General features: G+C 36.4%; 16 protein-coding genes. 5 read left to right on the top strand and 11 right to left on the bottom strand.

Annotated features, from left to right (window positions below):
* Positions 1–31 precede the first annotated feature (31 nt).
* From CRO54_RS03070 to CRO54_RS03045, 6 genes are all read right to left on the bottom strand, one after another.
* Entirely contained in the window at positions 32–553 is a 522-nt protein-coding gene (locus CRO54_RS03070; RefSeq protein WP_097128561.1) for a hypothetical protein, read from the bottom strand.
* 21 nt (positions 554–574) lie between these two features.
* Positions 575–2,212: a RagB/SusD family nutrient uptake outer membrane protein gene (locus CRO54_RS03065; RefSeq protein ID WP_097129888.1), complete on the bottom strand. Its 1,638-nt coding sequence runs from the start codon at positions 2,210–2,212 to the stop codon at positions 575–577.
* 10 nt (positions 2,213–2,222) lie between these two features.
* A complete protein-coding gene (locus CRO54_RS03060; RefSeq protein WP_097128558.1) occupies positions 2,223–5,396 on the bottom strand; it encodes a SusC/RagA family TonB-linked outer membrane protein in 3,174 nt (1,057 codons plus the stop codon).
* 286 nt (positions 5,397–5,682) lie between these two features.
* Entirely contained in the window at positions 5,683–7,608 is a 1,926-nt protein-coding gene (locus CRO54_RS03055) for a 7TM diverse intracellular signaling domain-containing protein (RefSeq protein ID WP_097128556.1), read from the bottom strand.
* A gap of 125 nt (positions 7,609–7,733) precedes the next feature.
* Entirely contained in the window at positions 7,734–8,195 is a 462-nt protein-coding gene (locus CRO54_RS03050; protein ID WP_097128554.1) for a MaoC family dehydratase, read from the bottom strand.
* A 22-nt stretch (positions 8,196–8,217) separates the two neighbouring features.
* Positions 8,218–8,682, bottom strand: a complete 465-nt coding sequence (locus tag CRO54_RS03045; RefSeq protein WP_097128551.1) for a pyrophosphohydrolase domain-containing protein — start codon at positions 8,680–8,682, stop codon at positions 8,218–8,220.
* Positions 8,683–8,894: 212 nt separating this feature from the next.
* Here CRO54_RS03045 and CRO54_RS03040 point away from each other — a divergent pair, with 212 nt between their 5' ends.
* Positions 8,895–10,964 carry a tetratricopeptide repeat-containing sensor histidine kinase gene (locus CRO54_RS03040; protein WP_097128549.1) on the top strand — a complete coding sequence of 690 codons (2,070 nt, stop codon included), beginning with the start codon at positions 8,895–8,897 and terminating at the stop codon, positions 10,962–10,964.
* A 3-nt stretch (positions 10,965–10,967) separates the two neighbouring features.
* On the opposite strand, the gene CRO54_RS03035 is transcribed toward CRO54_RS03040, so the two are convergent.
* The 3 genes from CRO54_RS03035 to CRO54_RS03025 all read right to left on the bottom strand — a co-directional run bounded on the left by CRO54_RS03035 (position 10,968) and on the right by CRO54_RS03025 (position 14,571).
* Positions 10,968–12,743 carry a chloride channel protein gene (locus tag CRO54_RS03035; protein WP_097128546.1) on the bottom strand — a complete coding sequence of 592 codons (1,776 nt, stop codon included), beginning with the start codon at positions 12,741–12,743 and terminating at the stop codon, positions 10,968–10,970.
* A 15-nt stretch (positions 12,744–12,758) separates the two neighbouring features.
* Positions 12,759–13,484, bottom strand: a complete 726-nt coding sequence (locus CRO54_RS03030) for an RluA family pseudouridine synthase (protein ID WP_097128543.1) — start codon at positions 13,482–13,484, stop codon at positions 12,759–12,761.
* Positions 13,485–13,689: 205 nt separating this feature from the next.
* Entirely contained in the window at positions 13,690–14,571 is an 882-nt protein-coding gene (locus CRO54_RS03025) for a polyphosphate kinase 2 family protein (RefSeq protein WP_097128540.1), read from the bottom strand.
* Positions 14,572–14,905: 334 nt separating this feature from the next.
* Between CRO54_RS03025 and CRO54_RS03020 the strand changes: the two genes are divergently transcribed.
* Together CRO54_RS03020 and CRO54_RS03015 are read left to right on the top strand one after the other, a co-directional pair.
* On the top strand, positions 14,906–17,359 hold the full coding sequence (locus CRO54_RS03020) for a penicillin-binding protein 1A (protein WP_097128537.1): 2,454 nt from the start codon (positions 14,906–14,908) through the stop codon (positions 17,357–17,359).
* Positions 17,360–17,410: 51 nt separating this feature from the next.
* Positions 17,411–20,539 carry a basic secretory protein-like protein gene (locus CRO54_RS03015; protein WP_097128534.1) on the top strand — a complete coding sequence of 1,043 codons (3,129 nt, stop codon included), beginning with the start codon at positions 17,411–17,413 and terminating at the stop codon, positions 20,537–20,539.
* An 84-nt stretch (positions 20,540–20,623) separates the two neighbouring features.
* On the opposite strand, the gene CRO54_RS03010 is transcribed toward CRO54_RS03015, so the two are convergent.
* Positions 20,624–20,968, bottom strand: a complete 345-nt coding sequence (locus CRO54_RS03010) for a GIY-YIG nuclease family protein (RefSeq protein WP_097128532.1) — start codon at positions 20,966–20,968, stop codon at positions 20,624–20,626.
* Positions 20,969–21,100: 132 nt separating this feature from the next.
* Here CRO54_RS03010 and CRO54_RS03005 point away from each other — a divergent pair, with 132 nt between their 5' ends.
* Both CRO54_RS03005 and CRO54_RS03000 read left to right on the top strand, forming a co-directional pair.
* Entirely contained in the window at positions 21,101–21,877 is a 777-nt protein-coding gene (locus CRO54_RS03005) for an XRE family transcriptional regulator (protein WP_097128529.1), read from the top strand.
* 161 nt (positions 21,878–22,038) lie between these two features.
* A complete protein-coding gene (locus CRO54_RS03000; protein WP_097128526.1) occupies positions 22,039–22,488 on the top strand; it encodes a hypothetical protein in 450 nt (149 codons plus the stop codon).
* A gap of 115 nt (positions 22,489–22,603) precedes the next feature.
* Here the strand turns inward: CRO54_RS03000 and CRO54_RS02995 are convergent, their stop codons facing one another.
* Positions 22,604–23,290: a GDSL-type esterase/lipase family protein gene (locus CRO54_RS02995; RefSeq protein ID WP_097128523.1), complete on the bottom strand. Its 687-nt coding sequence runs from the start codon at positions 23,288–23,290 to the stop codon at positions 22,604–22,606.
* Positions 23,291–23,299 lie beyond the last annotated feature (9 nt).

Genomic DNA, 23,299 nt, shown 5'->3' with positions numbered 1-23,299 from the left:
AATAGCTTTCGTATCGAGATGGCGAAATGATTTATTTAACTTCTAAAAAGCGTTTGTAGGCTTGTGTAAAAGTACCTACTGTATATTGAGCATTGTTATGCTGAACCAAATTAATTTCAATTCGTCGTGTTCCCACAACAGCGCTATTCAATACTTTAAAATAAATGGTATCTATTTTTGCCTTAGCTTGAGAGAAATTCAGGCTGTAAATCCCATTTGTAGCTTGTATGGCATTACCACTTTTATCTACTACATTAAAATCTTGTCCTAATACGGCAGGATTGGCAATGCCTGTTGTAACCAAGGTAAAATGTGCAGCAGCATCATAATTTCTCACAAAAGCCGAGTGAAATTGAACTGGGAATTTCACCAAGGTAGTTTGTGTTCTAAATACAGATTCTGTAGCGGTATTATTCCAAGGCAAAAAACCTGCATAATAGAAATTATCGTAACCATCGGCGCCTACTGGTCCATCTGGATCATCTTTTTCGCAAGCCGTAAAAGCCATTACAAAAGCAGTTAGTAGCAATATTAAAATATGTTGTTTTTTCATGTTCTTATCAATTAAAGTTTACTATTGCCAGCCTGTATTTTGCTTAATGTTATTATCGCTTAGGGTGATTTCATTTAACGGCACTGGATATAAATAATCGCGAGCAGGATTCCATTTACGCTTAGTAGCATCTTCTACCACTAACACACCATCGGCATTAAGCACTACCGCAGCAGCATTGGTACCCACCCATTCGCTAGCCACGTACTTGCCACCTAAAATAGGCTTGGCCATTACCGATTCTGCTGTTCTCCATCTTAACAAATCTCCGTACCTAAAACCTTCTAAAGCTAGTTCTACCGTTCTCTCTCTTCTTATTTCCTCTCTCATGTTCAATCCATTAGCAGTAGCGAAAGCGTTAGTTAATTTAGGGCCAAATGCAACCCTCGTACGTAAAGCGTTTATCGTTAAGTTTAAATCTGCATCCGATATAGTTTCCGTAAGCTCATATTTAGCTTCTGCATAAATCAATAATACTTCTGCGTAACGTATCAAATTCTTTTGCACTGTAGCATTGTTGTTAGTTGCCCAATCGGCAGCATCAAATCCCTTCTTGCCAGCATAAGCAGTTCTAGAACCTAACGCTGTTTGCGGCACCCAAGGGCGCTGATAAGATTGCTCGCCAGAACGATACAATAACGTAGTTAACCGAGGATCTCTGTTATCTAAAATGGTATTGTAACTGGTTTCACTAGCTTCAGCTACAAATAACGGCGATCTAGTTGTAGTTGGTGTCTGGTCTGAGTTCCAAGCAGGTAAACCATCGCTGTATAAATACTGACGAATTAAGTTTCTAGTTGGTGCAATTCTACCATTTTCCAAATCCCTAGAAGTGTTGTGTGTTAAAATGGTAAGTGCATACTGTTTCATTAATAGATTTTCGGTATTGCTCATTCCATCTCCTAAATGGGTAAACTCTCCCAAATAGTTATTGAACAAGGTATGTCCCTGCCCCATTACCGATGTTGCAGCGGCTACTGCAATATTTAAGTGGTCCTGCCATCCCGTTAGGTTACTAAATTTTGCGGTGGTACCTTCCATTAAACCTACGCGAGCTTTTAATGCCCAAGCAGCGCTTTTAGTGATGCGACCATACTGTGCCGCTGGTAGTGCAGCTCTAGTTGGCAACCAAGTTGCAGCGAAATCTAAATCGTCGTAAATAGCCTTTGCCACAGTTGCTCGAGCTGTTCTGCCCATTTTTAAATCTGGATCACCAATTGCCAAAGTTCTAAGCACCAAAGGCACATCTCCATATTTTTCAATTAGCATTGAATAAGCGTATGCCCTAAAGAAACGAGCTTCGGCAAAATATCTGTTTTTTACCGCAGCGCTCACTGTAGCCGCACCGCCCTTTTCTAAAATATTATTTGCTGTAAATATAAGTTGATATGGATCATTCCAGTCCCCAGAAGTAGCCGGAATACCTCTATTACCTGTGCTAATTGCGTTGATGTTTTGTCCAGTATTGTCATCGGCCCTATTATCAATAGTGTGACCAGCCATTTGTTGATATAACCTATTTGCTGCAATCTGAAGATCTGACTCTGTTTTCCAATAACCTGCATCGGGCATATTGGTTTCCGGAAGTAAATCTAGCTTAGTACAACTAAAAAGAAAACTAACGGAAATGATGTATATTAATATTTTATGCTTGTTCATGATTTCTGAATTAAAAAGTAACATTTAAACCAAATGCGTATGCTCTATAGAATGGATATGCTTGCGAGTTTACACCATTTGGTACCTCTGGATCGAACACGCTCATTACTTTTGTGCTTTCCCATAAATCTTGTCCAGAGAAGTAAACCCTTACATTTTGCAGATATTTCTTTTTAATTGGCACGTTATAGCCCACTTGGAGATTTTTCAAACGGATATAACTTCCATTTTGTACCCATCTATCTGATGGTCTGTAATTGTGGTCGCTGGTTTGGTACATCCTAGGGAAAAAGGCATTCGGATTATCAGGTGTCCATCTATCCATATGAATGCTCCAAGGCATATTAGCAGTACCATTTAATGGGGATAAAGTTTCTGTAGCAATTAGAAATGATCTTTTAAGTGTTCCCTGAAAAGCCGCTAAGAAATCAAATCCTTTCCAGTTTAAGCCTATATCGAAACCGTAAGAATATCTAGCACTTGTATTACCCAAATACACTAAATCTCCAGGAGCTTCTGGCGTTCCTTTTCCTGCATCTATAATGCCATCTCCGTTCAAATCCAAATATTTAATATCTCCTGCTTTTGGCGTAGCAAAAAATGGATATTTTGCTTGCGCAGTGTAAGCAGCCGCTTCTGCATCAGTTTGGAAAATACCTCCTGTTTTATAACCCCAAATGGTGTTCAGCGGAAAACCCTCGATCGCATTCATTAAGCCGCCAGTACCAATCAATCGAGCACCGTTAAAATCTATTAATTTGTTTTGGTTATCAGAGAAGTTTAATCCTACACTATAGCCAACAGCCCCGAGTTTATCTCTCCACCTCACGTTTGTCTCCCAACCCCAGTTTTCTAAAGTACCACCGTTAATTTTTGAGGGCTGCACACCCACAATACCTGGTAAGTTCACATCTACGTACATGTTGATGTTTTTGTTACGATAGAATTCTAATGCTCCAGAAAGTCTTTCTTTAAATAGGCCAAAATCTAGGCCTATATTGGCAGATTGCACTGTTTCCCAAGTTTTACCTGGAGACGGCAAACGATTTTGGTAAAAATAATTGGCTCTTGCGCCATTTAGCACTAAATTATTAGCAGATTCCAAAACGGTAATGTAATCGTAATTACCAATTCCACTACCTACAGCATTACCTACACGTCCCCAAGATGCTCTGATTTTTAAATTAGAGATTGGCTTGATGTTATTTTTAATGAAGCTCTCTTCACTAATTCTCCAACCAGCTGACAGCGACGGGAAGAAAGTCCATCTGGCTTTAGGGTCTAAACGCGAACTTCCATCGTACCTAAAAGTAGATTCGAATAAATATTTCTCTGCGTAATTATAATTGAACCTTCCAAATAAAGAAGCAAAGGCGTATGTCTCTACGTTATCACTTGCTAACTTATTTAGAGGCTCAGCAAAATTTAAACTGAAAGTATCATTACTATACAATCCATTTGCAGCAGCATTTACTTCATCCTTACGATATTGCTCATAAGAAGCACCTCCCATTACCTTAAAATTGTGCTTCTCAGCAACTTTCAAATCGTAATCAACCGTAGTTTGTAAATTGTCGTAATAACCTCTGTTTTTAATGACCGTAATTCCGTTAGGTACGTTGGCAGTAAAACGTGGGGCTTCTGTATTGCTACGACCGTACCAATATAATGAGCGTCTATTTTGCTCGTAATTGAAATTATCTTGGTTTCTCCAAGCCACCGTATTGATTTGCAATCCCTTGATGAAATTCTTGAACTTCAGGTCGATTTTGCCAGTCATACTTTCATACATTTCACGTGTAAATCCAGCATTTTTTTCAATATCAACAGGGTTGACTTGCAAATCGCCATTGTAAGGTTGACCAGTAGTGTCTTCTGCTGGTGTATAAAGCGATTGACGTGTTCTTACCCGATAAAGTGCATTCACAATTTGTCCAGTAGAAAAAGAATTAGAATTGGTAATCTGACCGATGTAGCCAACCACAAAACTCGCATCTATGTACTTGTTAATTTGTGTGTTTAAATTAAGCTTGAGATTGTATCTCGAGTTATCATCTGGTCCGTAGCGTAATACTCCGTCACTATTCTGAAAACCTCCCGAAAGCAAATAATTTAGTTCTTTTGTTCCACCGCCTACAGATAGAGAATGGTTTTGAGAATGATTTACCGTACTCATACCCGCTTTAATCCAATCGGTATTATCAAAATATTCCCAACGGTTTGAAGTTAAATTTGGGCGGTAATTAAAGTTTGGATTTTTTAGCCACTCAATTTGCTCTGGAGTAAACTCTCTTGCACCAGTAGCGTTAAAACGTGCTTCATCTATCAAGGTTTGCTCATCCCAAGAGTTTAAACGCTCTGGTTGTCTTGCAGTGATATTGAAGCTGTAAAACGAATTGAAATTGATTTTGGTTTTACCACTTGTACTGGATTTGGTAGTTACCAAAACTACACCACCAGCAGCTCTAGCGCCGTAAATAGCGGAAGCTGCAGCATCTTTCAAAAAGGAAATACTTTCTACATCATCTGGATTAATTAAGTTCAAATCCATCTGAATACCATCTACCAGCACTAAAGCCCCTGTTCCATTAATAGAATTAGTCCCTCTAATTCTCAAATTGTAGCCTTCCTTACCTGGTTGGCCGCCACTTCTGGTTACTACAACTCCGGGTACCTGCCCCTGTAAGGCCGCAGTTACGTTTGGTACAGGTCTATTTCTTAGGTCTTCGCCGCTAATAGCAGTTACAGCACCGGTAAGATTTACCTTCTTTTGAGTTCCATATCCCACTACCACTACTTCACTTAATCCCTTAGCATCTTCCTCAAGCGTTACGTTAATTACAGACTTGCCATCAAAAAGCACTTCCTTTTCTTTAAAGCCAATACTTGTAAATACAATTACCGCGTTTGATGGTACATTTTTTAAAATGAACTTACCTTCAGCATCTGTACTTACCCCCTGCTGCGTTCCTTTAACTTTTACACCTACGCCAGGTAATGGCAAACCTTTATCATCTTTAACCACACCAGTTACATCTGCTCTATTGATGACAGATTTGTCTGCGATGGAGAATGGTACTTCGTTACCATTTTTAAAGGCTAAAACATCTAATTGCAGAATGATACACCAGAACAGTGTAAGCATTGTTTTCTGCAAAATCCTTTTGAATAGAATTTTACTCATACAGTTAATTTGGTTTATGAATGGTTATTGTCAAACAAATTCGACATTGTAAATATAGCCGTGTTCTTTCCTCATTTGCAAGAAACAAAAACACATAAACAACTGTAAATTAGACTATTATAAAAATATTGATACGCTTTAATCTCAAGTAGCAAAAGACATAAGTAACTGATTAATTGCCTGATGAGCAATCGTTATTTTTTAGAGATGATACGTTTAAAACGCAATGAAAAAAAATATAAAAAAAAGACGAAAACGTTTGCGTAAGAAAGAATTTGAGGGATTTTTAAGCTTTTTTGTCGAGTACAATCTTACTCCAACCAGATTTTCCACTGCCACGCAGGTCCTTTTTACGCTCTTCCATTACTTTTTTAACTTTAGAAGCATATGTCCAGCAGGTACTTTGTCTAATTCCAAGCTTATCTGATAGCTTATGAGAAGAGATGGTACCCTTAGAATTATACATTAAATAAACTAGATAAAATGCTTTATTGATAGGGATACGGTTGTTCTCGAAAATGGTATGATGCAAAACAGATTCCTCATAAGCACATTTGGTACAGCGCCTGTTATAAGGAACTTTACCATTACAGTAATTGGTGTGATGGCATTTTAAGCAGCTGTAACCACTCTCCCACTTCAATTCTGATAGAAACTTATAGCAAGATTCCTTATCAGGATATTTCTGACTAAACTCATCAAAATCTAGCTCGGTAGCATTTACACGGGCATCCGTAACTTTTTCTATGCTCGTTTTTAAATTAATATTGTCTTTTTCGAGCAACACATTCATTCTAGAAATCTCTTCCGATTGATCTTGTAGCAAGGTATTTTTTAAAAGTAATTCTTCGTTCTGCTGCTCTATGGTCTCGTTTTGTTGTTGTAAAGCAATGGCTTGTTTTTTAACTTCGGTTGTTCTTTGCTCTACCTTAGCTTCTAATTCCCTATTCAAATTTTCCTGCATTTCAGCATTTAACTGCATTTGCTTGATGATCTGTTTTTGAGCGTTTTCTTTTTTGCGTTTCAGGATGCGCACTTGGTCACCAATCGCAAATGAAAGAAATACCATTTCCAATAAGAAACCGAAACTTAAACTATAATAACCTAAAGCTCCAGGTATATGTCTGGCGTAGCCCAAAATATGAATGATTTTGATGACAAAGCCTAGGAAAAGAAAGGAATAACCGACCACAAAAAACCGTGCTGGTCTGTATTTTTTTCTCCATAAAATATAGATACCAGTAATAAAACCAACCGATAAAGGAATAAACTCGATGAACTTATATTTAAACCAATCAGGATTATAAAATAGGCACAATAAGAAAAACAGCAAACGCAACGCAAGAACTATATTAATCAACTTAAAATAGAAAGGTGCTTTCTGTTTGACATGTAAAAGTTCTTTCGTAAAAATAAGTGCAAAAGAACTGATGCAAAACAGTGCGATACCATAAGCGTATTCATTCCAAACCGGATGCTGAGGCCAAAGGTATTGATAAGCAATTCCATCTATGGAAACCTCGTAAAGACCAACGCTGATAATATATAAGATGTAATAGAGATATTGCTTTCTACGTACGGCCAAATACATTAACAAATTATGGAAACTGAAGATAAAAATCATTCCATAAAACAGACCATAGGTAAGATACTCAGTTAACCCGTACTGAATAAACCTTTCTACAGTTCTAAAAACGATGATGACGTTTACCCTATCTTTCGATTTTACCTTGAAATAGTAGTAATAATCTCCCTTTTTAAGGTTTTTGATCAGGAACTCGAAATTTTTATGTTTGAATAAGCGCTCATTAAAAGCTAAATCTGCACCAGTTTTAGCATGAATATACTTCCCATCTTGATCAGGAACATAGGCATCAATGTAATCGGTTACCTGATCAAAGAATTCTATTACGCTTGATTTATCTAAATCTTCTTCAAACCGAACCTTTATCCTATACCAATAACTCGAATTTCGATTATAGTTTTTAGGATAATAGTCTACATTAGTTAAAAATTTATGATGATAAGTTTCACTAGAAATTTCTTCAAAAGTTAATTTGCTTTCAGGATCTTCTAAGGCTACAATTTCTCCCCGTACAAAGATATGCTCATAACTTTTCTTATTAAAAACAACTGCCTTTTGTGCATCAGCGGAAATAAAACAAAATAAGAACAGTAAAAATACAGCAGTTCGTAATAGCATTTTAAACATTACAGGGTTATTAGAGCAAGTTTGTATGCACTTGTCGGTAGTTATTTGGTAATGCTAAAGATAGTACAAAAAACAAAATAGCCGATACAATATATCGGCTATTTATGATAAGGATAATAGAATTATTATGCCTCGAAATGATACAAGAACAATACCTCGCCAGTAAATGCAGGCTTTGCTTGATCTTTTATTTCTAACACTACCTCTATGCAAACCTTAGTAATTCCTCTTAAGTTTAAAATAGATTTCAAACTTGCTTTTAATCTAACTTCGCTATCTACAGTAACTGCTTGACCAAACTTCAAACTTTCTATACCGTAGTTTATCTCCATTTTTAACTTGCTGATTTCGGCAATTTGCTGCCATAAATACGGTACTAACGACAAAGTCAAGTAGCCATGGGCAATGGTGGTTTTAAACGGACTATCTGTAGCCGCTTTTTCTGGATTGGTATGAATCCACTGATGATCTAAAGTGGCATCTGCAAATTTATTGATCTGCTCTTGGTTAATCTGATACCAGGTTGACGTACCTAATTCTTTACCCAAATAGGCCGCAAACTGATCGTGACTGCTAATTTTAATCATAAATATCTCGCTCTATAATCTTTTATATTAATCCTTTAATATCTGCTGGCGAATAGTTGATAGATTTTAATGTTTTATCATCCCCTTTTCGATACACCAAATATAAGCCTTCTATTTCTTTATAATAAGCTTCTACATTATCCTTTTGCTTGTAATGCGCAATTGTTTGCTCTGCTTCCTCTACGGTTTTACATGCCTTGCTCATATTAGAACGATGCACCTCATCAAACAATGTTTTAAATTTAGCGCCCAAACCGAACTCTAATACAGCACCAGCCAAAACATACTGCAAATCACATAAGGCATCGGCTACTTCTACTAAGTCGTTATTTTCTACAGCTTCTTGTAATTCTTTCAGTTCTTCTGCTATTAAATCTATCCTCAATTGGCTTCTAACTTTAGAAGGAATTGACGCTTCTTCTACAATTGGATGTTTAAAAGTTTGATGAAACTCGGCAACTTGGCTCAGTGCACTTAAATCTTGCATAATATATATTTGAAAACGCTAAGGTTTAACAATTTGAGCTGATTAGCAAATTTTCTTATCAACAGCACAATAATTACCTAACAAAAAAATTATACAACAAGCACAATGATAGAATTTTACAAAAAACAACAAGGCATTCTTAAAAGTTTTGAGTAGATTTGAACAACCTCATATTAACAGCTCTATTATTTTTGAAAAAGTTTCAACCTATCATGCCCCAATTAAATTTATGGCAACATCTAAATAAGAAATCTCACTTTAATATTTTTAGTTCGGTATTTTTAATTTTTATCATCATATTTTTTTACGCTTGCAATAAAAACGGTAACGAAAATGGACAAACCGCTAAATATAAAACTGAATTCGAAAAAATTGACAACTTTTATAAATCAAGAAATTTAAATCAGGTTACAAAATCCTTAGATTCTTTAAAGCCTCTAATTTCTTCTACAGATATAGAAAGTCTTACACCTTATTATATTTTCAGGTCTCAAGCTGTTTTTCCAGACAAAAACTTGATGAACATTTATGCAGATAGTCTTTTGCATTTATTTAAAAATGAACAGGTTATTACAGCAAACAAACGAAATTACATTAGAGCTTTAATTTTAAAGAGTGATGTATTTTTGTATTTCAAACAGTATGATAAAACACTTGAGTATTATTTTAAGGTTAGACTTTTTTTAAACAAGGAAAGCGACCCAGTAAATTACTGTGATTTTCTATCTAAAATAGCACAGATTTATTACTTACAAGGAAAATTTTCTAGTTCCGCTAAATACCAAATTGATGCTTATAATGCCATACAGGCTGCAAAAGATGTAAGTCCTTCTAGTTTATTTTATCTAACACAGGGAGCATTAAATAACGCTGGCTTTTCTTATGAGCGAGCAGAAAAATTAGATAGCGCTTTACATTTTTACAAGAAAAATCTTTCCTATATTTTAAACCAAGAGAAAAAAACTGATGTAAATTATGCACAGGTAATGTCTGCTAAAATTGTCGCATTAGATAACATTGGCGGACTATTTAGCAAGAAGGGAAATTTTGAACTCGCAAAAGATTACTTAGAGCAGTGCATTGCCATTAACGATTACGCTAATGATGCATCCAAAATAACTGCTTATATCAAATTGGCCAAGGTATATAGCAGCACAGGCAACTCACAGAAGGCAGATTCTATGTTGAATGTGACAGAACAGCTCATCAAATTGGAGCCAGAACTATCTCTGGCAAATAGTTTAAGACTCTACAAAGTAAAAAGCGACATTGCTACGGAAGAAGGTGACTACCAAGCGGCTTTAGAAAATCTTAGACTTTACAATAATGCTTCAGATAGTTTAAATAAAGTAAATAGCGAGTTAAGCAAAATCAATATTGACCAAGCTTTTAAAAGTTTTGAGGACCAACAAACACTAAAAAACCTAGAAAAAGTAAATCAAAGCAAAACAGTTTATTTGGTAGGCGCTATTTTATTTGGGTTAATGCTACTGATTATGGTTTGGCTAGTGGTTAAAAATGCCAAACAGGCAAAAATCACAGAAAAAGGAACGTTAGAATATAATAAGCAACTCGAAAAAACCATGCTTAGCCTAGAGAGCAGGAACAATGATTATGCAAAAATGATGAAAATTATGGCGCATGACCTTAAAAATCCTATCGGCGGAATGGTGGGCATTGCAAATTTGTTATTGAGCGAAGAACATAGGTTTACTAAGGAAGACAAAGAGATGCTTCAATTGATAGAAAGCTCTGGCTCTAATTCTATCGAAATGATTAACCAACTGCTTAACTCGGGGCTGGCTATTGAGAATGAAGTTCTAAAAAAAGAAAGCATTGATTTACAGCAGCTGTTGAGGCAATGCACCGAATTACTGCAATACAAAGCCGATGAGAAGAAACAGAAAATTATCTTCATTAGTGGTGGTCCAATTGTAATTCCTATTAGCCGTGAAAAAATTTGGCGTGTTTTTAACAATCTAATAGTTAACGCCATTAAATTCAGTGCACTTAAAACAGAAATACTGATCGTTTTAGAACGAAGAATGAATTCTGTATGCGTAAAAATTGTTGACCAAGGTATTGGCGTTCCAGATATTGACAAGGAGAAAATCTTCGAAATGTTTACCAATGCCAAACGTACGGGAACTGCGGGAGAACAACCTTTTGGGATCGGTCTTTCTATTAGCAAACAGATTATCGAAAGCCACAGTGGTAAAATATGGTTAGAAGATAACGCCGATGGCGGAACTATCTTCTACGTAGAATTACCTTTAAAATAAAAGTTAATTTTGGCGGCTTAACATTGCTCTGTACTTGTTGAAGATATTGGTTTTAGAAACTAAACCTACGTAAGCGCCAGAGTAATCTATAACCGGCATTACCCATAAATTTTCTTGTTCCATCTTCTTCAGCACTTCTTTTACATTATTAGTGATAGAAGCAACTTCTGCAGGCATATCGGTAATATCAATAATAGCTATACTAGCTATTGATTTTTCAGAGACATGCTTCAAGATAGTTTCAATGTAAACCACACCTTGAAAAACCTTACTTTCGTTCACCACAGGGATTACGTTTCTTTTCGAGTTTAAAATATCGGCAATTCTATCACTCAAAAGGTCAGTATCTTTTAAAATTAGTTGGTCTTTTTCAATCAGAGATTTTAGGCTCATCATATTCAACACTGTGGTGTCTTTATCTTCGTGATGCGAAAGATGACCAGCATCTACCAAGGGTTTGGTATAAATAGAATACTGACTTACGCCCCTACTGATAAAATAAGCAATGGCCGTGGTAATCATCAAAGGAACCATCAATACATATCCACCAGTAATTTCTGCAATTAAAAAAATACCCGTTAATGGCGCATGCATTACGGAACCTAAGGCCGCTGCCATGCCTGCAACAATAAAGTTAGCCACATTCAGCTCGGCAATCCCTAAAAGATTAACCGTGTAAGCGATGATAAAGCCCAACATACCACCAATAATTAAACTTGGTGCAAAAGTACCGCCATTACCACCAGCAGCCAAGGTTACCAGCGTAGCAACCGACTTAAACATTACCGTAACCAGTGCAAAAACGATAACTACAAATGGTAAATCGCTAAATTGAGAAAAAATGCTATTGCTAATAATCGCAGTATGGTCTCCTTTAAGCAAACTGTTAATCGTAAGGTAACCCTCGCCATACAAACTAGGAAAAAGAAACACCAGCAATCCTAAAATTAAACCGCCAACAGCTATTTTATAGTAAGGATTTTTGATTTTATAGAACGAACCTTTAATCAGTTTATTCATTTTCGTGAAATAGTACGAATACAAACCAATAACCACAGCCAAAACTACATAGAATAACAATGCTTTCAATTCCCAGCCTTCGGTAACCAAAAAGAAAAGCTGCTCTTTAAAGAACAAACGAGCCACAACCGAAGCAGTAGCTGCAGAAAGCAATAAGGGAATGAAAGCGGGAATAGAAAATTCGGGCAATAAAATTTCGATGGCAAATACAATACCCGCAATTGGACTGTTAAAAGCTCCTGCAATACCTGCCGCTGCACCACAAGCGAGCAACAAAGTTATCTCGCGGTAACTCAACCCTAAAAATCTACCAACATTAGAACCAATTGCAGCCCCCGAAGTAGCAATAGGCGCTTCTAAACCAGTAGAACCACCAAAGCCCACAGTAATTGCAGCAGTAATAATCTGTGAATAAGTGTTATGAGCTTCTACCCTGCTTGATTTCTTTGAAATGGTATACAACAATGGCGTTAAACCCATCTCAAACTTACCTTTTCGGATAAAGCGCTTTACGTAAATTACCGAAAGCAAGATACCAATGGTAGGAAATAAAAGGTACAGGTAATACTTATATTGCCAATGTAAATCTGACTGAAGAAAATGTTGAATGTGGTGTGTAATTCCTTTTAAAAGAGCCGCCGCCAAACCTGCGAAAATCCCAACGAAAACAGCAGCAAACACTAGGAAGTTTCGGTTAGAAATTTTGCTTTGTCTATATTTATTTAGCTGGTCTACAAAACTTACAAACCTTATGTACATTTTATTTCTCTTTAATTATGCATCAAATTTATCTAACAATTTGAGTAGCGTTGCAAAGTCTTTAGGATAAGGTGCTTCCACAAAAATATCTTGTCCATCTACACCTTTAAAAGTAATTTGTTTAGCATGAAGCGCAAAACGTTTCATGATTGGTTGCTCTTCTTCATCCGTTAAACGGTAACCCCTTTTAATTTTAGAAAGAAAAACAGGCTTTCCACGGTACATGATATCGCCACAAATTGCAGCACGTTGTGTAGCCAAGTGGATACGAATTTGGTGCATACGACCAGTAACTGGCTTACATTCTACCAAAGTGTAATGCTTGTAATATTTTAAGGAAGCAAAATAAGTTTCTGCTCTTTTTCCCTCTTGTCTATCAATAGTTACGTTTTTATTGCCATCGTTTAAGATCGGCAAATCCACAAAAAGGTTATCAAATTGAAACTGACCATCTACCACTGCGTGATAAACTTTGTTGACCTTACGTTTTTCAAACTGCATTGATAAATTACGGTAGGCCTCTGGATTTTTAGCAACCACAATAGCTCCCGAAGTTTCCTTATCTAATCTGTGGCAAATCTGCGCATCATCTGTGTATTGCCTAGCCAAGCGCAAAATATTGATTTCGCCAGCACCAGCTGCACCACGCTCATCTAACGAGGCCACAAATGGAGGTTTGTTGACAACGATATAATCATCGTTTTCAAAAAGTATGAGGTCTTTAAAATTTGGATATTTCAAAAGGATATTTTATTTAAAGTTGCAAAAGTACAAATACATTTACGAAAATGGGCGGCTTAATTGAGATTAGGTGAGTTTTGAAGCGCAAAAACTTATCATCTTATTAGCCAAACTTAACCACATAGACACATAGAATTATATCACAATAAATCTATGTGTCTATGTGTTTTATAAATAACTTATGCCTCATGCCCTACCAAGAACCCTATTTCTCTTCTAACAATTGCTTCTTGTATTCAGCTAACTTATCGGCTTCTTCCTGCACTAGCACTGGATATTCCAATTTCAGCCCCTTTAAAGTTTCTGCAATAATTTGACTTACCGCCAACCTTGTGTACCACTTTTTATCTGCTGGAATTACATACCAAGGCGCATAATCAGTCGAAGTTTCGTTCAATACGTCTTCGTAAGCGTCCATATATTTATCCCACAGCGCTCTTTCTTTGATATCGCTAGATGAAAACTTCCAATTCTTAGTTGGGTCTTCTATCCTATCTAGAAAACGCTTCTTCTGCTCATCTTTCGAAACATTCAAAAAGAACTTTAATATCGTTACACCGTTAGCTGTTAAATGCTTCTCAAAATTGCGAATACTCTCATACCTATTTTTCCAAAAGCCTTTATCAATCTTATCTACAGAACTATAATTAGGTAGATTTTCACTCATAATATATTCGGGATGCACCTTACAAACCAGCACATTTTCATAATGCGAACGATTATGGATACCTATTCGCCCTTTTTCTGGCAGAGCTTTGTAATGTCTCCATAAAAAATCATGGTCATATTCTTCGCTGCTTGGTGTTTTAAAGCTGTAAACCTGACAACCTTGCGGATTCAAGCCCGACATCACATGTGCAATAGCTCCATCTTTTCCTGCGGCATCCATCGCTTGAAAAAGCACTAAAACCGAATGTGTATTTGAGGCATACAACACCTCCTGAAATTCCGACAGCTCTTCCTTTACGGCATCCAACTCTTGTTTACCGGCTTCTTTATCTAAATGTCCATTATAATCTGTATCAAAATCTTTAATCTTTACTTTCTTATCAGATTTTACTAAGTATTTATCGGTATTGGTTTTCATCTTTCTGTTTTTTGTTTTTTAATGGATGATGAGCGCTCGATAAAATAATCACTGTCTTTTAGCACAAAATTATTTATATCTAGGCTTAATAGCGAATTAACAATTATTTATGAGTTTAGAAATTGGCAACAGACCTACAGACGATTTTGTTTTCTATTTAATTGGTACTGAACAGCACATCTTAAATTTCACATCCAAAATTTATCATTTGTGCATTTGTGGCTAAAATTTTAAAGATAGAACTAAAATTAAGTAAATTAAATACGTTAATTTGTATTGTTTGTTTTAACACAATTTAACAGATAATTTTTCACGTTTTTTACATCTTTACAGCATGTTTAAAGAAATTAAAAATAAATATTTCAGGTATTTAATCATCTTTATATATTTCACCATCCTCTTCTTTTGTGCACTGCAAATCAACTTCTTATGGTTATTTGGTTACTCTCCTTCTTATGCCGATATCAAAAGTCCATCGCAACGAGTTGGTTCAGAGTTATACACTTCTGACGGAAAATTGATTGGTAGATATTTCAAAGAGAATCGAACACCTGTAGATTTCAAAGATATTTCTAAAAACGTAGTGAATGCGTTAATTGCTACCGAAGATGTTCGTTTTTATAAGCATTCTGGTATCGATATCCAAGCTTTGGGAAGAGCCGTAGCAGGAATGGGTAAAGAAGGTGGCGCAAGTACCATTACACAACAATTGGCTAAAAACCTTTACAGAACTCGATACAACAAATCATCTGGCTTGACTAAACGCATTCCTTTGGCAAGAACCATCATCCCTAAGTTAAAAGAATGGATGACGGCGATAAAGCTCGAATCTAACTATAGTAAAGATGACATCCTCACGATGTACCTTAACACGGTCTCATTTGGAAATAACACCTACGGTATCAAAACAGCTTCACGAATTTATTTCAACAAAGAAGCGAATCAGCTGAGTGTGCCTCAATCGGCATTATTGGTGGGCATGTTAAAAGCTACCACTTCATACAATCCTATCAAAAATCCTGAAAAATCTATGGTAAGAAGAAATGTGGTTATTTCTCAGATGAGCAAATACGACTACATTTCCAAAGAAGAAGCTGTAAAGTATAAAGCTGCCCCTATTGGTATCGAAGCGGGCAATGATGAGGAAACTAGCGATGGTGACTCTTACCTTAGAGCTGCAGTAGACAAATATCTGGAGAAATGGTGCGAAGAAAACAACTACGACCTTTATGAGGATGGCTTAAAAATTTACACTACCATTGATTCTAAATTGCAAGGCTATGCAGAAGATGCCGTAAAAGACCAAATGCGTATTTTACAACGCAGATTTTATAGCGTTTGGGGCAACGAAGATCCTTGGGAAGACAGCGAACGTAAAAAAGTAGACTATCCAGATAGAGCGAAAAAATCACTACCTATCTACGCCTTATTACAGAAAAAATTCCCTAACCAACCTGATTCTGTTGAAGCTTATTTCAACAAGAAAAAGAAAATGAAAATCTTCACCTACAAGGGAGATAGAGATACTTTGTTTTCTACCATGGATTCTATCCGTTACTACGGAAAAATTTTGAATACAGGAATGATGACTTTAGAACCTAAAAGCGGTAAAATCAAAGTTTGGGTAGGTGGTATTGACCATAAATTCTTCAAATACGACCACGTTAATCAATCGAAACGTCAAGCAGGTTCTACATTTAAACCGTTTGCCTATTTAGCAGCTTTAGAAAGTGGTATGAGCCCATGTGATAAATTTACCGACAAACCTGTTCGTATTTCTTATCAGGATAAAGGCGAAACCAAATATTGGGAACCAAAAAATGCTGATTACAACGTTAGCTATCAAGAAATGTCTTTACGTTGGGCAATGGGCCGCTCGGTAAATACCGTTACTGCACAGGTTACCGAAAAAGTAGGCTGGGACAACGTGGTAAAATGGGCTCACAAATGTGGTATTGATAGTCGTTTAGAATCTGTTCCGTCTGTAAGTTTAGGCTCTAATGATGTTACGGTTTACGAAATGGTTAAAGCTTACGGTACCTTCTTAAACGAAGGAAACAAAGTTGACCCTATTCTGGTGGAGAAAATCACCGACAGGAATAATAACGTTATTGAAGAATTTACGGCCAAGTTTAAGCGTGCACTTAGCGAAGAAATTGCTTGGCTAATGCTGTACATGTTTAGAGGTAGTATAGAAGAGCCAAGAGGTACTTCTCAGGCCTTGTGGGAATGGAATACCTTATTCAAAAAGAACAATCAAATCGGTGGTAAAACTGGAACCTCTTCGGATTACGTAGATGCTTGGTACATGGGCATCACCAAAGATTTGGTTACTGGTGTTTGGGTAGGTTGCGATGAACGTACCGCACACTTCAAAAATGGCGAACAGGGCGAAGGCTCAAGAACGGCATTGCCAATTTTCGCCAAATTTATGGAGAAAGTTTACCTAGACCCTTTGAGTGGTTACACCTATGGATCTTTTGCTAAACCAAAAGTAGAAATTACCCGTACCTATAACTGCCCTACTCCTCGCCCGCCAGTAGATACAGTAGAAACTGACTCTGTAGTAGTTGACTCGTTGGACTTAGACTTACCAATGCCAGAAATTAATGAGGCCATAAAAACTGAGCCTGCTACAACAAAAGTAGAAGAGAAAAAACCGACTGCAGAAACACCGCCAAAACAAGAAGCTACCACTCCTCCGCTCACTAGAAAAGAAGAGAGAGAACTGAAGAGAAAGCAGAAAAAAGAACAAAAAGAGAAAGAAAAGAACGAGAAAAACAACTAATTCTCGCCTAACAATACGCTTATAATACCATAGTCTTAAAATTATTCGTTTATGAACAATTTTTTAAAAAAAGTCACTCTAGTTTTATCTATTGCATTACTATGCTTTTCTACTTCAAAAGCACAGTATTTCGGACAAAATAAGGTTCGATATAAAAATGAGAAATTCAAAGTGATGGAAACCCCACATTTTGACATTTACTATTACCTAAAAAACGACAAGGTAGTTAAGAAATTTGCACAGGATGCAGAAACTTGGTACAAAATGCATCAGGAGATTTTTAGAGATACTTTCTTTAAGAAAAATCCGATTATCCTTTACAACAACCATCCAGATTTCCAACAAACCACAGCACTACAAGGTGAAATTGGTGTGGGTACGGGCGGTGTTACCGAAGCATTTAAAAACAGGGTGATTATGCCTGTAATGGAGCTAGGTAGTCAAACCAGACACGTTTTAGGCCACGAGCTTGTCCATGCTTTTCAATACCATTTACTACTAGAAAAGGATTCTATTCCTTTAGAAAACGTGGGTCAAACACCACTTTGGATGGTTGAAGGTATGGCCGAATATCTTTCTGTAGGCAAAAAAGATGCATTTACTTCGATGTGGATGCGTGACGCCTTACTCAACAGGGATATCCCTTCTTTGAAAGATTTAACCAATTCTAACAAATATTTCCCGTATCGTTACGGACAAGCTTTCTGGACTTTTGTAGGTTCGCTTTATGGCGATACCACTATCGTTCCGTTATTTAAAGCTACGGCAAAATTTGGTTATGAAAACGGTATCAGATATACTTTTGGGTACGATGACAGAACTTTATCTGGCTTATGGAAAAACGCTATCGAACAGCATTATCGTCCAATGTTGAGACCAGACAGTTCGCAAATCAAAATCTCCGGTGCTAAAATTATAGACAACAAAAATGCAGGAAATATGAACGTTGCACCTGCAATTAGCCCCGATGGTAAATATTTAGCATTCCTATCGGAGAAAGATTTGTTTGGTATAGACCTTTTCTTAGCAGATGCGAAAACTGGAAAAATCATCCGTAAGCTCAGCAGTCAGATTTCCAGCAGCCATATTGACGATTTCAACTTCCTAGAATCCGCAGGTGCCTGGTCTCCGGATAGCAAAAAATTTGCCTTCAGTATTTTTAGCAAAGGCCGAAATAAAATGCTAGTAATTGATATCGCCAATGGCAAAACGCTGTTGAACACTGGAATGGATAAAGTAGAGCAATTCGGAAACTTAACATGGTCGCCAAATGGCAAAGACATTGCTTTTTCTGGAATGGTAGAAGGCCAAAGTGATATCTTTTCTTACAACTTCGACACCAAGCAGGTAACTCAAATTACCAACGATGAGTACTCCGATTACGCACCGAGTTATTCTCCAGATGGAAAGAAAATAGTCTTTTCTTCTGACAGAGCTGCTATACAATCGGGAAATTTAGCAGCTGTAAATCCTATCAACCTAACAATTTTTGATATCGATACTAAAGCTTTAAGCAATGTTCCTGTATTTGCAGGAGCTAACAACCTTAATGCACAGTTTTCTGGAGATAGTAAACGTATATTCTTCCTATCCAATCGTGATGGTTTTAGAAACTTATACGAGTATAATTTAGAGAACAGCAATGTAAAACAGCTTACCGACTATTTTACAGGTATTAGCGGCATTACCGAATTCTCACCAGCAATTACAGTATCTAGAAATGACGATATAATTTATAGCTACTACCGTTACCAACGTTATACACTTTATAATTCGGCCTACAGCAATTTCAAGGCAAAAGATGTTAATGCAAATGACGTTAATTTCGATGCAGCTATCCTTCCTCCTAAAGAAAATATAGGGGTAAATGTAGTGAACTCGAACCTGAGCAATTTTAGCAGATTTGAACGTACGCATTTGGATTCATTGAGGAATATCCCTTACCGTCCTAAGTTCCGTTTAGATTACTTGGCCAATAGTGGCGGCGTTGGTGTAAGTACCAGCCGTTTTGGAACAGGTATGCAAGGTGGAGTAATGGGTATGTTCAGTGATATCGTTGGTCAAAATCAAATTGTAGCCAACTTGGCTATCAATGGAGAAATTCAAGATTTTGGCGGAATGGTTGCCTATATCAACCAAGCGAGTCGCATTAATTGGGGTGGTTCAATCTCACACATTCCATACATTACAGGTTTTTTAAGCAGAGAGCAAGTTACCCGAGATAATCAAGATTATTTAGTGGACCAAACCAATATCTTAAGAACCTTTGAAGACCAAGTACAACTATTCGGAGCCTATCCCTTCAACAAAGCACATCGCTTTGAACTAGGAGGCGCAGTTTCTAGATACAGTTATAGCGTAACTCGTTTCAATAATTTTTACGCACTTGATGCTAACGGAAATATACTCGGGTATGCTGGATCGGAGAGAGAAAAAGTAGGCACAGACGAAATTGAAAATTCACTAGGCACTCGCTTAAGGTCATTTAACATCTTTCAAACCAATGCGTACTTTGTAGGAGACAACTCTATCTTCGGTGTTACTGCTCCCTTAGATGGTTTTAGGTACAGAATTGGTGCAGAGAGATATTACGGAGACTACAATTTCACGGCAGTAGCTATAGATGTAAGGAAATACTTTAGAATAAAGCCAATTACTATTGCAGTACGTTCTCATAATTACATGCGTTTAGGCAGGCATGGAGAAAATCTATACCCTCTTTACGCCGGTTATAACTATTTGATTAGAGGATATGAGCCTAACTCATTCTACAATAATCAAAATGCAAATACCAGTGCTTTTGATATCAACCAACTATCAGGAAGTAAATTAGCTGTATTTAATTTTGAGATAAGATTACCTTTTACTGGACCTAAGAAATTAGCACAAATACCGTCAAACTTCTTATTTACTGATTTAAACCTATTTTTTGACGCTGGTGTAGCTTGGACAGAAGATACAGAAGTGAAATTTAAAAGTAGTCCATCTGAAACAAGGATTGGCACCTATCCAAACGGGCAACAATATTTCATAGAACGTGTGCCTGCTTTAAGTGCTGGTATATCGGTTAGGGTAAATTTATTTGGCGCAATGATTTTAGAGCCTTATTACGCTTTTCCTTTTACTCGTAAAGATGTTAACGGCGGTGTATTTGGTTTAACCTTTGCTCCAGGATGGTAGAAAGTTAAAAAGCAGAAAGTCTAAAGCTAAAACTCTAGAATAATAAAAAGAACGAGCGCTAACAAAATTAGCGCTCGTTTTATTTTATATAGCAACAAATGGCAATAAAGATTGATTGTTGATTCGATGGATGTGCATATTTTCGAAATCTAATCCCGCTGTCAAATCAATCCAATCTGGATTACAAGCACGCACTAATCTTTCTTTTTGAGCTCTGGTAAATCTGCTTACGATTTTAAACCTGCTCAAAGCTTGAGCCTCTGTTCTAAATTCTTCAAAATAAACCAAACGAGTTAGTTGTTGTGCATTATCGAAGAATAGGTTTGGCATTTTCTTATAGAAATCTAAAGTCTTCATTAAATCGGCACTCATGCCAACGTGCAAAGTAGTACGATTTCTGTCGGTAACGATGTAAACAATCTTTTTCATAATGCTATAACTAAAGGTTAAAAACTAATTATATTAGATATTATTTGGCGATACAAATTATAATTACTAATTTTATTGGCACAATAATACTAACAATTTTAGTAAAAACAAATTTATTTTAAATTATTTTGTATGTCTAATATCTCAGCCAATCTTAAATACCTTAGAAAGAAAAAAGGGTTAACACAGCAACAATTTGCTGATAACATGGAAATTAAGCGTTCTTTAATTGGCGCTTACGAAGAAGACAGGGCAGAGCCAAAATACGATTTACTAAAAAAAATAGCAGAATATTTCGAACTAACGATTGATGAGTTCATCAACGAAAAGATAAATGATAACTGGAAACCACAGCCCAAAAGCCAAGGTTCTAATCTACGCGTATTAAGTATATCTGTAGACAAAGACGATAACGAGAACATTGAACTGGTTCCTGTTAAAGCTAGTGCCGGTTACATGAACGGTTTTTCTGACCCACAATACATCCAAGACTTACCTAAATTCCAATTACCTATCCCCTCTTTAAAACAAGGCACTTACAGAGCCTTTGAGATCAAGGGAGATTCGATGCTACCGATTCAATCTGGCAGTATCATTATTGGCGAATATCTTGATAACTGGAATGACATCAAAATTGGGGAAACTTATGTCATCATTAGCAAAAACGAAGGTGTAGTTTACAAACGTGCTGGTAATAAATTTAAGGAAGAACGAGAATTGAAACTGGTATCTGACAATAAAGTATATGATCCGTATTCAGTACCTGCTGAAGACATATTAGAGATTTGGAAAGCGAAGGCTTATCTTTCTACAGCATTACCAGAACCAACACCAGAGCCAACTATCGAGACTTTATCTAATATGATGGCGCAAATGCAAAAATCAATTTCTCAATTGAATAAGAATTAGTTTTTAGCCCCAGATACTGATCAAACAGACTTACGAAGTTTTAAAAAACTTCGTAAGTCTAACTAAATTTAATTAACATTTTTTAACATAGCAGCTTTTAAACTTTTGGTCAATCTTTTCATCTCAATAATAAAACAATGAAACTTTAAAATTGAAAAGAGATGAGAAAATTATTATTTACCGTAGCTTTTGCTATACTAGGCTTTACAGCTAGCTACGCTCAAAAACCTGAGAGAACACAAAGAACAGAAAGAGTTAAATTAACTGCTGAAGAAAGAGCTGAAAAATCAGCAGCTGCATTAGAGACTAAATTAAGCCTAAGCGCTGACCAAAAAGCAAAAATCAAACAGCTAGAGCTAGACCGAATCAAAAAACATGATGGCGTGCGACAAAAAGACGAAGCTACCATGAAAGCCAGATTCGAAGAAAGAAAGTCTGAAATGAAAGCACATCAAGAAAAGATTGATGCTGTATTAACGCCAGAACAAAAAACAAAGCTTGCTGCTTCTAGAGAAGAAATGAGAGGTAAAATAAAGGAAAGAATGAAAGATCGAAAAGGAGGAAGACCTCACCAAGCTCCAAAAACAGAAGAAGCTCCAGCTAAAGGCTAGTCAAAACAATGAAAAACACCTTTTAGACACATCAATAAAGAGCTCTAACAAGTAATCAAGTATAGATTAAAAACAAAACCTCCTGTAAAAATTTACAGGAGGTTTTGTTTTAGTATTATTTCAAATATCCGCCTTCGTTTAAAACCTTTGCCCAAACTTCATAACCAGCTGGAATTAAATGCAGGCCATCTTTGGTCAACTCAGCCCTTAGCTTCTTATCACCATCTAGAAAGTGTGGATACAAATCAATAACATCTACTTTTTTTGCCTTAAACTTTCTAATCTCATCATTTAAATAAAGGATATGTTCATCCTTACCATAGTGGTTTTTAAACTTCTCGAATGATGCGTTAACAGGCAACATCGTATAGAAATAGATTTGGGTTTTCTTCGAACCTTTCCTAATTCGTTCGATAATTGTTTTATAGTTTTGCAAAATCAAACTATCAGGAATATTTCTAGATATATCATTGATACCAATCAACACGAAAACCTTTGCTGGTTTTCTGTCAATCACTTCTTGCAAACGCTCCAAAACCCCATAAGTAATATCCCCAGATATTCCTCTATTTTTTGCTTGTGGCAAATTCAACAATTTGCTCCAATCTGTACCAGCGGTAATGCTATTCCCCAAAAAAACATATTCTTTCTTAGTAATTGGCTCTGCGTTAAACTTCTGCACCAATTCTTTGTATTTACCTGGACGGTAGGTACTATCATAGGGTTTAGTTTGAGCATCAGCTTTGCCAAACCACAATAAAGAGGCTAGTACAATAACGATAAATCTATTTTTAACTATCATGATTCTTTT

Source organism: Pedobacter xixiisoli (assembly GCF_900215335.1).
Classification (GTDB): domain Bacteria; phylum Bacteroidota; class Bacteroidia; order Sphingobacteriales; family Sphingobacteriaceae; genus Pedobacter; species Pedobacter xixiisoli.
This window is presented reverse-complemented; position numbering and strand designations above follow the sequence as displayed.